The following is a 14,245-nucleotide window of genomic DNA, read 5'->3' on the forward strand; positions in this document are numbered from 1 at the left end:
GGGGGGTGTCATGCCGATTCACCCCGCCATGGCCGAGGATCTCTCGGCCGGCGTCCGCGACCTGTACGCGGACGCCGAGCAGCGCCTGCTCGGCATCGTCGCGCGACAGCTCGCCGAGGGTTTCGACGCCCCCGGATGGGCGGTCGCCAAACTCGCCGCGATTCAGCCCCTGCGGCGAGCAGCGCAGAGCGTCGTCGACGCACTCGCGACCGCCACCGACCTTGAAGTGTTCTCGGCCGTGACCGAGGCATACGACGTCGGGGCGCGCGCCGGTCTCGCCGAGCTCGGCGCGCTCACAGATGCCGACGCCCGACGGATCGCCGACAGCACCCCGAGCACCCGGGCCGTTGACCGCCTCGCCGCCGAGACGATCGAGCTCGTCACCGAGACGCATCGCGGGATTCTGCGCGGCGTCGAGGACGGATACCGGCAGGTGATCAGCGAGGTATCGGCGACGCCGCTCCTCGGCATCGACACCCGTCGAAAGGCTACGCAGCGCGCCCTCGAACGGTTCGCCGACCGGGGGTTGCGGACGTTCGTCGACAAGAGCGGGCGCGCGTGGCAGATGACGAGCTACGCCGAGATGGCGGTACGGACCGCCGTCGGCCGGGCCGCGGTCGAGGCGCACGGCGACAAGCTGCGCGCCGCCGGCGTTTCCCTCGTGATCGTCTCCAACGCCCCCCACAACTGCGATCTTTGCGACCCGTTCGAGGGCAAGGTGCTTGCGCTCGACGGACCGGGCGGCGCCCGGACGATCGAGGTCGAGCACGCCACCGAGGACGACCGCACCGTGCAGGTGCACGTCGCCGGATCGCTCGACGACGCACGCCGGCACGGGCTGCAACACCCCAACTGCCGGCACAGCACGAGCGCCTATCTCCCCGGGGTCACCCGGGCCCCAGTCGAGCACTCCGAGGACCCCGTCGGCTACGAAGCAACACAGAGGCAGAGGGCGATCGAGCGCGCTATCAGGAAGTGGAAGAACCGCAGCGCCACCGCCACGACGCCCGAGGCCAAGCAAGCGGCCGAGGCGCGGGTACGGCAGTGGCAGGGCCGGATGCGCGATCACCTCGCGCAGCACCCCGAGCTCATCCGCCGCCGCGAACGCGAGCAGCCCGGCGCGAGCAACCTCCCGCCGGCGGGCGGCACCGCCGGCCGCCCCGGTACGCCGAGCGGCCCGGGGTCGGACCCGTTCGAGTCTGCGCGGGTTCGCGCCGGCGACGAGCGCACCCTGCCCGAGATGACCGACGAGCAGCTCGGCGCCGCGCTGCGGCCGGGGGTGCTCGACGAGCGCGACCGCGACCGGATCACCGCCGAGGCAGACCGCCGCGACGAGCGGGCGCTGCTCGACCGCATCCGCCCCGGCGGGCGCATGGTCGACAGCCTCGCCGAGTTCAGCGACGACGAGCTCGCCCGCGTCGCGCTGCACCTCGACGACGACGGTCTGCTGCGCGTCATGGCCGAGGCCGACCGCCGCGACGTCGACGCCGCCATGCCAGGAGTGCGGGCCGACCTGCTCGGCATGTCCGAGCAGGCGCTCGCCAACCGGGCGCGGCACGTGCCCGAGGACCGGCCGGCGATCGGCGCCGAGATCCACCGGCGCCGCCTGCTCGACTCCCTGTTTCCGGGCGGGCGCCTCGCCGGCGATCTCTCCGAGCTCGGCGACGAGCTGCTCGTGTGGGGCATCCGCTACGCCTCGCCGGCGGACGCCGAGCGGATCGCCGGCGAGATCGACCGCCGGCACCCACCCGCCCCGCCGCCGCCCGCGGCCGGCGCGACGGTCGCCGATACCCTCGCCGCCCGCGACGCCCTCGAGGACGCGATGCACCCGATTCGCCTCGACGATCCGTCGCCCGCGGACCCCGACGAGTGGGGGCCGTATGGCGCCGACGTCGAGCGCGGCCCGGACGGCACCGAGCACATGTCCTCAACCGAGCGATGGGTGTACGAGCGCGAGCTCGAAGCCCGCTCGGCGCGCGGGGCGTACAGCCGCGCCGAGATACGCGAGATGTACGACGAGCACATCTATGTGCAGTTGCTCGCCGCCGAGGACTACACCCGCGGGAACCTGCTCAACCGCCAGGCCCGGGCCGCGGGGCATAACCCGAACCTCTTGTTCTCAGGGCCGGCCCACGTCGCGTACGCCCGCGCGAGCGAGGACCTGATCAGGTTTTGGGAAGACGTCTCGCCCCGGATCACCCTCGCCGAGTTCACCGAGCAGGTGACCGGCGTCCGCACCGGCGCCGGCGAGACCGCCCGCCACTCCGCACACGCCCAGTGGCTCAAGCAGTAGGGGGTGATCTGTTGGGGTTCCGCGAGCAGGCGCTGCGTGCCCGCCGCGAGGGGCTCGCCGCCGCGCGCGCCGGCCGGCCGCCGACCGACGCCCCCCGCTACACCGACCCACGGCTGACTGCCGCATGGATGCGCGGCTACGTGGCTGCGGGAAGGTAGGACGGACTGCGAACGTACCCACCCACCCCCTCACGACGTCTTGTAGAAGAAGGCTTCCCCGCGCAAGAACTGCCGGTAGCTCGTTGTGGTCGTTACCGACGGTTCATATCGTCGTTCCAGGCTCAGGCCGGCGTCTGGGATTTGCCGCAGGTACTGCGCGATCGGTACCTCCCGCTGAAGTGCCCCATGCTCGTCAATCAGTGGGGGGCGACGATCCGCTCGCTTCGCCGCCCCTCGCCGCACCTTCGGCCGTGTCGCGCCAGCAGGCCACCGGGAAGCGTGCACTACGTGCTCAAGGCCCACACGGGGATTCAACGCACGTTCGGCACGCGCTACCGCGCCGCTCGTGAACCCGCCCGCTGCGTAGAGAATGCCCCGTTCTGCACCAAGGTCGAGGAGCTTGCCAATGAACTCGTCGACGGTGCCGATTGACACCCGTCGGCCGTAGCACTTGGCCTCAATGACAACCCTCAGCTGTTGCCCGGCCACCAAGCCCTCGGCAAGGGCGTCGATCTGGCGTGCAACTCCGCTGAGTTCGCCGAGTCGGCTCTCGTTGTGCGTGATCGTCGCATTCTCATCCAGAGCCTTGACGAGAGCGGCTACCCGTTTCTCGTACGCGAGCCAGAAGGCGGCGTCCTCCGGCTTCTTCTTCTTGGGCTGGCCATTCGCAGCAGTCGTCATCTCGCGACTCTAGCGGCCTCCAGCCACACTGATTTGGAGTTCACCATCACCGAACATACTGGCCTTCCTGTCCACCCACGCACCGGCGAGCGCGCCCTCGGCCGCCGCCGCGACGGCCGCGCTATCTGGCCGATCAAGGGCGGCTCGGGCGAGGGCGGCGACCCCGCCACTCCGTCCGCCCCGACCGGTGACCCCAACCCAGCACCGGCCCCGAGCGCTCCGCCAACGGGTGACCCCGCCGCCGAGCAGCAGCTCGCCGCGGCCACGACCCGAGCCGAGCAGGCCGCGGCCGAACGCGACGAGCTGCGCGCCGCGCTGGACGCCGTGACGCGCGCGCTCAATCCCAACGATCCGGAGTCAGAGAAGGACCCCGCCGCGCTCGCCGCCGCCGTCGCCGAACGCGACCGGCTGCTCGCCGAGAACGCGACCGCGCTGCGCTCCGCGCGCGTCGAGCTCGCCGTCGCCCGCGTCGCCGCCGATCAGGGCGCCCGCGGCGACCGCCTGCTCAACTCCCGTGCCTTCCTCGCCTCGGTCGCCGAGCTCGACCCCATCGACGCCGGTTTCGACGCCGCGCTCACGACCGCAATCAAAGCCGCGGTCGACGCCGACCCCGACCTCTACCGCGCCACCCCGACCGGGCCCCCGCGCGGGGGCGGCGAGTTCAACGGCCCGCCGGCCGGCGACCGGCGCGCGACCTCCCTGCACGACGCCGTCGCCGCCCGCCTCGGCGGCTGAATCACCTAGGAGATACCTTTGCCCACCTCCCTTGCCGAGGCCCGGAACAACGCGGCCGATGACCTCGACGTGAACGTGATTGACGAGTTCCGTAAGAGCTCAGACATCCTCGACCGGATGACGTTCGACAACGTCGTTTCCCCGACCGGCGGCGACACCCTCACGTACGGGTACCGCCGGCTGATCACGCAGCGCGCCGCAGACTTCCGCGCGCTGAACACCGAGTACACCCCCGCCGAGGTCTCGACGCAGCGCTACACCGTCGATCTCGTACCGCTCGGCGGGTCCTTCCAGATCGACCGCGTGATCGCCCGTATCGGGCCGGCCGCATCGGGCGCCGTCACGCTGAACATGCAGCAGCTCATCAAGGCATCGCGGGCGCGGTTCGCCGACGCCGTGATCAACGGCGACAAGGCCACCGACGCGAAGGGGTTCGACGGTCTGTCGAAGATCCTCACCGGGTCGAGCACCGAGTACCTGCCGCTGAACAACGGCGTCGCGACCGGGTTCGTCGACTGGACCGGGATCACCGACAAGGGCGCCGCGCTCGCCGCGCAGCGTCACGTCGACGACTGGCTCGCCACCATGGATGACGCGCCGGATGTGATCTACGGCAACCGCAAGACCCTGTCTCTGTTCAAGACCATCGCGGCGTGGACCGACCAGCTCGACAAGAGCACCGATGCTTTCGGCCGCCCAGTCACCGCGTACAACGGAATCCCGCTCGTCGACCTCAAGAGCAAGGCCGGCTCGAACACGGACGTGATCTCGCTCGTCACCCGTGACCCGGACGGCGCCGGCGCCGGCGGGAACGTGACCGGCCTCGGCGATCTCTACGCCGTCCGGTACGGGCTCGACGCTTTCCACGGTGCCTCGGTCGGGGGCGGCTCGCCGCTCGTGAACACGTGGCTCCCCGAGTTCGACCGGGCCGGCGCCGTCAAGGTCGGTGAGGTCGAGATGGGGCCGGTGGCTCCGGTACTCAAGGCCACCCGCGCCGCCGCCGTGTTCCGCAACATCAAGAGCGCGTGAGGGGGCACCACATGATCACCGTGCGCATTACTGCCCCAGTCGCCGACTTCACCGGGGAGGGGCCCGGCGGCGTCCCGTTCGTGAACGGCATCGCCACCACCAGCGACCGGGCCGTGATCGGCTACTGCCAGGGGGCCGGCTACTCCGTCGAGCCCCTCGACCATGACCCCCCGGGCGACGAGCTCAGCACCGAACCGGACGGCCCGCCAGACGACAAGTCGGCGGGCCGTTCTGCTGGCCGCGGCAAGCCGAGGGGGTGACCGGGTGGCGCGACTGCCCTACGCCACCCCCGAGGCCCTCGCCGCATGGCTCGGCACGCCGGCCCCGCCGGACGCCGAGCGGCTGATCGCGCGGGCCGGCGAGGACATCGACTCGGCGCTGCTGACCGCGATCTACCCCGTCGACGACGACGGCGACCCGCTCGACCAGACGATCGCCGCCGCGCTCAGCTCGGCGACGTGCGCGCAGGTCGAATACTGGCTCGCCGCCGGCGACGACGGCACCGGGGCCGCGGGCAAGTGGGACTCGGTCTCGATCGGCCCCGTATCCCTCTCCGGCCGCGCCGCCTCGACCGCCGGCGCGTCCGGCGTCGAGCTCGCCCCGCGCGCCGCCCGCGCGCTGCGCCGCGCCGGCCTCGAACCGGGGCGGGTGATCCCGTGGTGACCCGCGTCCCCCCGTCCCTGCTCCGCCACCGAATCGGCGTCGAGCCCTACCTCGGCGACGGCGCGTACGGCCCGACGTACGGGCCGCTCGTCGGGCACCCCGCGCTCGTCGGCGAGGCCGTGCGCATGGTGCGTGCTCCCGACGGCCGCGAGGTCACCAGCAGCGCGCAGATCATCGCCGCCCCGGGCCTCGACTGTCCGCCCGGATCGCGCGTCACCCTGCCCGGCGGACGGATCACCACGGCGATCACGACCGCCTCGCACACCGCCCCGGGCCTACCGGTCCCCGCGTCCACGGAGGTGATGTGCGAATGAGCCCGCAGCGCGCCCGACTCCGTTGGAACGGCGACGCCGTAACCGGCGCGCTCCGCGACGCCGCGGCCCGCGGGGTGCTGCTCGGCGCCGAGCACGTCCTCGCCGCGAGCAGGCAGCGCGTGCCGATCAACGAGGGCACCCTCGAACGCTCGGGCGCGACCTCGGTCGACGAGCAGCAGCTCGTCGCCGCGGTGTCCTACGACACCCCGTACGCCGCCCGCGTCCATGAGGACATGACCGCCCGGCACTCCCCCGGGCGCAGCGCGAAGTACCTCGAAAGCGTGCTGCCAGAAACCGCCGGCGAGGTACAGGCGCTGATCGCCGCGCAGATCCGGCGCGCGCTGCGATGACCTACACCGTCGACCTGCTCGACGGTCTCGCCCGCCTGCTGCACGCCGCCGGCGTCGGCACCTACCGCACCGACGGCCCGTACGCCGCCGGCGAGACCGCGATCACCGTCGCTGCCCTTCCTCCCGCGCCCGACCGCGTCATCTGCCTGTCTGCCTACCCGGTCACCGACTCGTCGGTGCTCACCGACACGACCACCGGGATTCAGGTCCGCACCCGCGCCGGCGCCGACCCGCGCGAGGTCGACGCCCTCGACGACCAGGTGCACGAGCTGCTGCACGCGTCCGGACCGCACCGGTTCGGCGCCGTGCCCGTGCAGCTCGTCTATCGCGTCTCGGCCACCCCGATCGGCGCCGACTCGGCCGGCCGCTGGGAGCGATCCGCCAACTACTACGCCCGCGCCCACCGCGCGCACCCCCACCTCGAATAGGAGGCGCCCACTTGAGCACCCCGACGCCCCCGGCCGAGACCGTAACCGCACTCGCCCGCCGGTACCGCCTTGAGCTGGACATGGGCACGACGCCCGGTACGCCGCTATGGACCCTCGTTCCGGGGGTCACCGAGTTCACGCCGAAGATCGAACCCACTCAGCAGGAGGTGACCACCTACGACGCCGAGGGCTGGAGCGAGCAGGCCGTAACCATGCTCGCGTGGAGCATCGAGACCACGATCGCCCACCGCGCCCACCCGGTGACCGGCAAGTTCAACGCCGCCCAAGAGGCCCTGCGTAAGGCATCCCGTAGCTTCGGCGCAAAGTCGTACGTGAGCATCCGCTACTACGACCGCAACGGCGCCGACGACGCGCAGCAGGGTCTCGCCCTGGTGACGTGGGAGCCGGACGGGGGCGGCCCGGATGAGGTCGACACGATCAAGGTCACGCTTACCGGGTCCGGCCCGCTCGCCGAGATCACCAACCCCGCGGCCGGCGGGGGAACGTTCGCGGCCAAGACGGGGGGTGACGCGTAGTGGCGTTCGAGGAACTCGGCGAACTGCTCGACGAGTCGATCGAGCTGCCCGTCGCCGGCCGCCTCTACAAGGTGCCCGCGCCGTCGGCCGAGATCGGCCTGCGGACGCAAGCGCTCATCCATGCCGCCGCGGTCGCCGCCGACGGGGGACGCGCCGACGAGCAGGTGCTCGGCGACGCCGCCGAGCGCGACCTGTACCGAGATGTACTCGGGCCCGCGCACGACGAGATGATCGCCGACGGCGTGAAGTGGCCGACCCTCAAGCACGCGGCGATCACCGCCATGGTGTGGATCGCGCAGGACAAGGCCGCGGCCGAACGCTACTGGGGCGCGGCCGGCGACCCTTCTCGTCTGGCCCCGAACCGGGCGGCCCGCCGCAGCCAGTCGGGTGCGGCGAGCTCGACCCCGTCTCGGGGCTCTACGAGTGGTACGAGTACCCACCCGGCACCCGCCCGCGGCGCGGGCAAGAAGGGCCGCAAGCGTCGCTGACGTGGGCGGCGATCCTCGGCGAGTGGCCGCTCGTCGAGGCTGATCTGCACGAGGTCTACGGCATCGACGTAGGCGCCCCCGGGCTGCTGCAAGCCCGGTCTTGGCGATGGCTGCGGACACGCATCCTCGCGCTTCTCTCGGCCGAGTCTCGCCTCGCCCGGGTGCTCACCCCTCCCCCCGATGCCTCCCCGACGGGAGGTGCACCCGCCAGGAGGTGAGTCCCCGTGGCCCTCATGGTGGGCGAGCTCGCCGCCACAATCACGATCGACGACTCGGGCGCAGATGCCGGAATGGCGCGCGCCCGCGCTGCGGTGCAGGCGGGCGGCGACCAGATCGCCGCCGCGGCCGATCAGGCCGGGCAGGAAGCGGGCGACCGCCTCGGCGACGGTCTCGCCGAGGGAGCGGCCGACGGCGGCGACCGGGCGGCCGGCGGTATCGGTACCGCGCTGAAAGGTTTCGCCGCCGCCGCGGTGGGCGGGGCGATCGGTACGGCGCTCATGGGCGGCATCGCCGAAGCGATGGACCGCGGCAAGGTCGCCGGCAAGTTGCAGGCGCAGCTCGGCACGTCGGGCCCGGTGGCCAAGGAGTACGGCGCGGTTGCCGGACAGCTCTACTCGGGCGCGATCGTCGAGTCGGTCGCCGACGGCGCCGACATCTTGAAGGGGATCGCGCAGCAGGGTCTGCTGCCGCCCGAGGCCACGCAGGGCCAGATCAAGACCATGGCGACGCAGGTCGCCGATACCGCCTCGGTCCTGGGCGAGGACGTCGGGAAGGTCTCGCGTGCGGTCGGCGTGATGCTGAAATCGGGCATCGCGAAGAACGCCGAAGAGGCGATGGACGTCCTTGTAAAGGGCAGTCAGAACGGCGTCAATTCGGCCGAGGATCTCCTCGACACGTTCAGCGAATACCCGACGCAGTTCCGCGACTTGGGGCTCGATGCGCAGACCGCAATGGGCCTCATGCAGCAGGGGCTGCAAGGGGGTGCACGCGACGCCGACACCGTCGCGGACGCCCTTAAAGAGTTCGCGATCCGCTCAAAGGACATGAGCAAGACGTCCGTCGACGCTTTCACGTCGATCGGACTCAACGCGGACAAGATGGCGTCCACGTTCACCAAGGGTGGACCGGAAGCCTCGAAAGCCCTCGGGGAAGTCCTTACCCGCATCAAGGCGATTAAGGACCCCGCGGAACGGAATGCGACCGCGGTCGCCCTTTTCGGAACCAAGGCCGAGGATCTACAGCAAGCCCTTTTCAAGCTCGACCCAAAAACTGCCGTCGCCGCTCTCGGTAACGTCAAGGGCGCGACGGATGCGGCGGGCGACGCGATGCGCGACAACGCTGCGACCAAGTTCGAGGCATTCAAGCGGGCGGCGATTGACAAAGTCGTAACCGTCCTCGGAAACAACGTTGTACCCGCCCTTGAAAAAGCCGCTGACTTCATCGGCGAGGGTGGCCTCGGCGGCGCGCTGCGCGCGTCAGTGGGGTGGATATCCGAGCACTCGACGGCGCTCTCGATCGCCGCCGGCGTGATCACGCTCCTGATGCTCCCGACGCTCGTCGCGCTCGGCGTCACCGCGTGGACGACGACGACAGCAGTCGTCACCGGATGGGCCACTCAGACCGCGGCCGGCGTAGCCGCTGCAGCCCGGTTTGTGCTGGTCAACGCCCTGATGTTGGCGGGTTGGGTGGCGCAGGGAGCAAGCGCCGGCGCCGCCGCGCTGCGGGTGGTCGGGGCGTGGGTCCTCATGGGTACACAGTCCATGATTCAGGGCGCGCGCATGGCTGCTGCGTGGCTGCTGGCGATGGGCCCCGTCGGGCTGATCATCGCCGCGGTTGTCGGCATCGTCGCGCTTGTGGTCGCCAACTGGGACACGATCGTCTCGGCGACGTCGGCCGCCTGGGATTGGGTGTGGGGGAAACTCCAGTGGGTCGGGCAGGCGATCCTCAATTTTTTCCTTAACTGGACACTCGTCGGGCTGATAATCAAGCACTGGGATTCCATTAAGAGCGGAACCGTATCCGCGTGGAATGCAACCGTGGATTGGGTTCGCGGCATCCCCGGCCGGATCGTCGACTTCTTCCTTAACTGGACGCTCGTCGGGCTGATCATCAAGCATTGGGATTCCATAAAGTCGGGCACCGTTCGCAAGGCCGGCGAAATGCTCGATTGGGTCCGAGGCTTGCCCGGAATGATCGCGGGCTACTTCGGCGATTTCGGCTCGATGCTGTACGACAAGGGCCGTGATCTGATCATGGGCCTGTGGAACGGCATTAAGGGCATGGGCAGTTGGCTGCGATCAACGCTCATGTCTTGGGCCAAGAACTTGATTCCGGGGCCGATCGCAAAGGCACTCGGGATTCACTCTCCGTCGCGTCTCATGCGAGACAAGATCGGCAAGTTCATTCCGGCGGGAATCGTCGAGGGCATCAAGGCCGGTGCCCCCGCGATCGACCGCACCATGCGCAATCTCGTCTCGGTTCCCGCCGGCCCGCAATTCGCCACCGCGGGCGCGCCCGCCAACGGCGTTGCCGCGGGCGGGGGTTGGGGCGGTCCGGCAGTCCACATCGAGAACTGGCACGCGGGCGAGGCCACCGCCGATCAGACCGCGGTCGCGCTCGCGTGGCACGCCAAGGCAAGGGGGTGACGAATTGGCCCCTGGTGATCTCGTCACCCTCCCCGGACACGTGCAGATTGGCGACCTGCTGCTCGGCCCCCGCACCGGCTACGGGTGGCAGACCTTGACCGGGTGGGAGGAGACACCCGCGTACGACTCGGGCACTGTCAACCGGTCCGATGCCCACGGCGCTTACCCGGGCCGGCTGCTCGCTCAGCCGCGGACGATCACCCTCGATGGTGTAGTGATCCGTACGGACCCCGGACGCATGGGCGCCGCGGTCCGCGCTCTGTCCGCGGCGACCGCGCTGCGGGACGACGAGCAGCCGCTCGTGATCCGCCTCGACGACTCCCCGCCGCTGCTGTCGTGGGTGCGGTGCATCCGACGGGTAGTGCCAGTGGGAACGGGCGGGTACGCGATCGGCGTCGTGACGGGGGCCGCGGCGCAGTTCGAGGCGACCGACCCCCGCCGGTACAGCGTGGCCGAGCAGCAGGCGACCGCGAACCTTCCACGGGCCGAGCCCGGTCTCGACTGGCACCTCGCCCCCGGGCCCGAGGGGGTGACGTACCCGCTCGACTTTGGCGCCCCGGGCAGCACGGGGTCACTGCGCGCCGTCAACGACGGCGACGCGCCGGCGCACCCCACCCTGTTGATCCGCGGCCCGGTCTCGCGTCCCTCGATTACCAACATCAACACGGGCGAGCTCGTCGAGTACGACCTCGACCTCGCCGCCGACGACGAGCTGCTCGTCGATACCCGCGACGGCACGGTGACGCTGAACGGCACCGCGAGCCGCCTCTACACCGCGACCGCGCGCAGCAGCCCCGAGAACGTGTTCACCCTGCCCCCGGGGTCGGTCTCGCTGCTCTTTCGCGCTGCCCCCGGCTCGACCGACCCCCGCGCCTCGGCCGAGATCCGGTGGCGTTCCGCCTACTGGTAAAGGAGGACACGACGTGACCGTGCGCGCCGGATGGCTGCTCCCCACCGGGCAGACCCGTGAAGACACCCGCCTCGTACCGCTCGGCGCCATGGCGCCCGAGTCCGCGATGGCTAGCCGCGACGGCGTGATCGCCGGCGGTACGGCGCTGAACGCAACCGGGGCCGGCGCCATGCAGGTGCAGATCGGCGTCGGCCGCGCCCTCGTACAGGGCACCGACACACAAGGCGCCTACCCCGTGGCGATCACCGCCCCCGAGACCCTCACCATCGCCGACGGCAACGCGCAGAATCCGCGGATCGACGCCGTGGTGCTGCGCGTGTACGACTCGCTGTACGACCTCGGCGACCAGACCCTCGCCCGCCTCGAAATCCTGCAAGGCCAGCCCAACGCCAACCCGAGCGCGCCGTCGCTCCCCTCGGCCGCACTGCGGCTGTGGGAAGTCACCGTGCCCGCCGGGGTGTCCGCGGGCACCGGGGGGATCACGTGGGCGTCGGCGCTGAATGATCGGCGCCGGTACACCTCGGCGTACGGCGGGATCATCCCGCGCGGGTACGGGCTCTCTTTCTCGGGGTCCTACCCGGGCCAGTACCGCGACAACGGGCTCGGGCTCGATCGGTGGGACGGCGCGGCGTGGCAGACCCTCGACCCCGTGATCGGCTGGACGGCCCTCACCCTGGCCGCGGGCTACAGCAACAACGGCAACTCGCAGGGGAACGTCAGGTACCGGCGGATCATGCTCGGCGGCGTACCGCACCTGCAACTGCGCGGCGGCGTCTCCTGGACTGCGTCAGGCAACCCGCCCAACACGGGGAACCTGCTCGCCTCGATGCTGCCGACGAACTGCCGGCCGGCGGCCCTCACCTCCGTGGCGATCGCCGGCGGCGGCGCAGCGATCAAGCTCGATGCTCAGACGAACGGGCAACTCCGCCTGATCTCCACCACGGGACTGACGACGTGGGCCGCGCTCGGCGGAGTGCAGTACCCGCTCGACGCGTAGGGGGTGATCCTTGATCGCCCCCACCTACCGGGCCGTACTGTGCGACGTCCGCACCGACCAGGTGCTCGACGTCCTGCCCGTCACCGACGTGTCGTTCGACGACTACATAGGCAAGATCGGCTCGGCCTCGGCCACGATCCCACTGCCAAACCGTGCCATCGCCGCTCGCGCCCGCGCCGCCGTCGAACCGGGCCGTACGGCCCTGTGGATCGAACGCGGGCGGGAAATCTGGTGGGGCGGCATCCTGTGGACCGCGAACCTCACCAGCAACAACCGGGGGTTTCTCGCCCTACAGGTGCAGGCCGGCGGGTGGGCGTCCTACCTCGACCACCGAGCCGTACTCGACACCCAACTCGCCGAGCAGGTCGACCAGTTCGACATCGTGCGCGGACTGATCGACTACTCGGCCAGTCTGCCCGGTGGCGATATCGGCATCGAGGCGGACCGCGAGCATCTCTCGGGCGTCAAGCGTGACCGGGTGTTTCGCCGCTACGACGTCCCGCGCATCCGCGAATTGATCGACCAACTCGCCGCCGTCGAGGGCGGATTCGAGTGGAGGATCGCGAGCTACCGCGATCCGAACACCGGCCGGCGGATCAAAGAGCTGCATCTCGGCTCCCCCGTGATCCGCACCGGGGCGAGCGACATCATCCTCGACCACCCGGGCCCGATCACGTCCTACGGCTGGCCCGTCGACGCCACCGTGCAGGCGAATACGTGGCAGTCCCGCGGCGCATCCGACAACCGCAACCAGACCAAAGAGTCACTGCCGCTGATGAGCGAGCCACTCGTCGACGACGACATGCTCAAGGCCGGATGGCCGCGGCTGGACGGGACCTCGGACTACTCGACGATCACCGAGCAGCAGACCCTCGACGCCCACGCCCGCGCCGACCTCGCCGCCGCACTGCACCCGCAGACGATCCCCGAGGTGACGGTCGCGCTCGACCGCACGCCGCTCTCGCCGGCCCTGCTCGGGGCCACCATCCGCGTGCGCATCCGTGACCTGTGGTGGGCCGAGGGGCTCGACCGCAGGTACCGCGTCGTCGGCCTCGCGATCTCACCCGCACTCCGCGGGCGGCCCGAAACCGCCCGCCTGTTCCTGGAGGCCGCCTAGTGGCAGCAATCCCCCTCGACCTGCTCGACCGCATCCGCGCTCTCGAACGTGAGGTGCGCACCCTCGCCGGCCGCGCGAACATCCGCCCCGCCCTCGATCAGATCCTGCACGGCGACATCACCATCGGCGAGGGCGGACAGCTCATCGCCCAGACGCCCGAGGGAACCGCGACGTTCAAGGTCGGCCAGACCCCCCAAGGTGACTGGGGCGTGTTCATCCGCCGCGCCACCGGAACGCGGGCGCTCACGGTCGGCGACGACATCCTCGAAGAGGATCAGATGATCCGCATCTGGAGCCGCGACAAGGAACGTCCGACGCCCATCCTCATGGACGACGCGTTTAGCGACCGGTTCCTCGGCCGCCCCATGCTGCCGATACAGCTCCACCCCACCGAGCGACAGAACACGGCGCTCACCACCTATCAACCGGCGTGGTGGGGTTCGGGGCCGGCAACGCACGCGGTCGCCGAACTCGAGCTCTTCACCTACGCCAACACCGGCGGCGGACAGGTCAAGGTCACCATGGCGCCCGAGGGAGGAACCGCCGTCACGGTCGCCGAGTACGACTGTGCCCCCGGCCAGTGGACCAACCGGTTCATTACGCAGCCCATGCATGACGTGGAGTTCATGCAGTGGGTCACGTGGACGGTCGAACACCGCAACAAGGAACCGAACCGCGACGTCGAGACGCGGCTCTATTCGGCCCTCTACCGCCACACCTACACGCCCGACGAGGCCCCCCGCGTGCCGACCCGCCCCCCGACGGCCACGACCACCGCGCAGCAGGGCACCGGCCCCGCGGCGACCGAGACGCCGCCGGCCGAGGTCAAGCGGCGGCCCGACCCGACGCGCGCCCCGTCGGGGCTGCGCACGATCGACGACTAAGGAGGGTCCTGCCCTGC

At 70.8% G+C, this 14,245-nt stretch carries 16 protein-coding genes; 15 read left to right on the forward strand and 1 reads right to left on the reverse strand.

Annotated elements, in window-relative coordinates; all coding sequences use genetic code 11:
• Positions 1–10: 10 nt before the first annotated feature.
• Positions 11–2,293 (forward strand): phage minor capsid protein, encoded by a 2,283-nt coding sequence (locus tag ACZ7G1_RS25410; protein ID WP_470876061.1) that lies wholly within the window; start codon positions 11–13, stop codon positions 2,291–2,293.
• Between the two features lie 188 nt (positions 2,294–2,481).
• Here ACZ7G1_RS25410 and ACZ7G1_RS25415 read toward each other — a convergent pair whose 3' ends face one another.
• The gene (locus ACZ7G1_RS25415) at positions 2,482–3,132 is read right to left on the reverse strand and encodes a restriction endonuclease (protein WP_470876062.1); all 651 of its coding nucleotides are present in this window, start codon (positions 3,130–3,132) and stop codon (positions 2,482–2,484) included.
• Between the two features lie 33 nt (positions 3,133–3,165).
• Between ACZ7G1_RS25415 and ACZ7G1_RS25420 the strand changes: the two genes are divergently transcribed.
• From ACZ7G1_RS25420 to ACZ7G1_RS25485, 14 genes are all read left to right on the forward strand, one after another.
• Positions 3,166–3,867: a hypothetical protein gene (locus tag ACZ7G1_RS25420; RefSeq protein WP_470876063.1), complete on the forward strand. Its 702-nt coding sequence runs from the start codon at positions 3,166–3,168 to the stop codon at positions 3,865–3,867.
• A gap of 18 nt (positions 3,868–3,885) precedes the next feature.
• Positions 3,886–4,896: a major capsid protein gene (locus ACZ7G1_RS25425; protein ID WP_393889041.1), complete on the forward strand. Its 1,011-nt coding sequence runs from the start codon at positions 3,886–3,888 to the stop codon at positions 4,894–4,896.
• 11 nt (positions 4,897–4,907) lie between these two features.
• Entirely contained in the window at positions 4,908–5,156 is a 249-nt protein-coding gene (locus ACZ7G1_RS25430; RefSeq protein WP_469883099.1) for a hypothetical protein, read from the forward strand.
• Positions 5,157–5,160: 4 nt separating this feature from the next.
• Positions 5,161–5,559, forward strand: coding sequence for a hypothetical protein (locus ACZ7G1_RS25435; protein WP_382637668.1), 399 nt, complete (start codon positions 5,161–5,163; stop codon positions 5,557–5,559).
• Complete coding sequence (locus tag ACZ7G1_RS25440; RefSeq protein WP_469883096.1) at positions 5,556–5,873, forward strand: hypothetical protein; 318 nt, start codon at positions 5,556–5,558, stop codon at positions 5,871–5,873. Before ACZ7G1_RS25435 ends, ACZ7G1_RS25440 begins: the two co-directional genes overlap by 4 nt.
• Positions 5,870–6,223, forward strand: a complete 354-nt coding sequence (locus ACZ7G1_RS25445; protein WP_469883094.1) for a hypothetical protein — start codon at positions 5,870–5,872, stop codon at positions 6,221–6,223. Before ACZ7G1_RS25440 ends, ACZ7G1_RS25445 begins: the two co-directional genes overlap by 4 nt.
• Positions 6,220–6,651, forward strand: a complete 432-nt coding sequence (locus ACZ7G1_RS25450) for a minor capsid protein (protein ID WP_469883091.1) — start codon at positions 6,220–6,222, stop codon at positions 6,649–6,651. The genes ACZ7G1_RS25445 and ACZ7G1_RS25450 overlap by 4 nt, the downstream gene beginning before the upstream one ends.
• Before the next feature lie 11 nt (positions 6,652–6,662).
• Positions 6,663–7,187 carry a phage tail tube protein gene (locus ACZ7G1_RS25455; RefSeq protein WP_469883089.1) on the forward strand — a complete coding sequence of 175 codons (525 nt, stop codon included), beginning with the start codon at positions 6,663–6,665 and terminating at the stop codon, positions 7,185–7,187.
• Positions 7,187–7,675: a DUF7426 family protein gene (locus tag ACZ7G1_RS25460; protein WP_469883087.1), complete on the forward strand. Its 489-nt coding sequence runs from the start codon at positions 7,187–7,189 to the stop codon at positions 7,673–7,675. Before ACZ7G1_RS25455 ends, ACZ7G1_RS25460 begins: the two co-directional genes overlap by 1 nt.
• A gap of 233 nt (positions 7,676–7,908) precedes the next feature.
• Complete coding sequence (locus ACZ7G1_RS25465; RefSeq protein ID WP_470876315.1) at positions 7,909–10,320, forward strand: phage tail tape measure protein; 2,412 nt, start codon at positions 7,909–7,911, stop codon at positions 10,318–10,320.
• Between the two features lie 40 nt (positions 10,321–10,360).
• On the forward strand, positions 10,361–11,230 hold the full coding sequence (locus ACZ7G1_RS25470) for a phage distal tail protein (RefSeq protein ID WP_469883085.1): 870 nt from the start codon (positions 10,361–10,363) through the stop codon (positions 11,228–11,230).
• Between the two features lie 13 nt (positions 11,231–11,243).
• On the forward strand, positions 11,244–12,227 hold the full coding sequence (locus ACZ7G1_RS25475; RefSeq protein WP_470876064.1) for a hypothetical protein: 984 nt from the start codon (positions 11,244–11,246) through the stop codon (positions 12,225–12,227).
• Between the two features lie 13 nt (positions 12,228–12,240).
• Positions 12,241–13,344 (forward strand): hypothetical protein, encoded by a 1,104-nt coding sequence (locus ACZ7G1_RS25480; protein WP_470876317.1) that lies wholly within the window; start codon positions 12,241–12,243, stop codon positions 13,342–13,344.
• Entirely contained in the window at positions 13,344–14,228 is an 885-nt protein-coding gene (locus ACZ7G1_RS25485; RefSeq protein WP_470876065.1) for a hypothetical protein, read from the forward strand. The genes ACZ7G1_RS25480 and ACZ7G1_RS25485 overlap by 1 nt, the downstream gene beginning before the upstream one ends.
• The last annotated feature ends 17 nt before the right edge of the window (positions 14,229–14,245 follow it).

It is taken from the genome of Streptomyces sp. NPDC037273 (assembly GCF_055603625.1).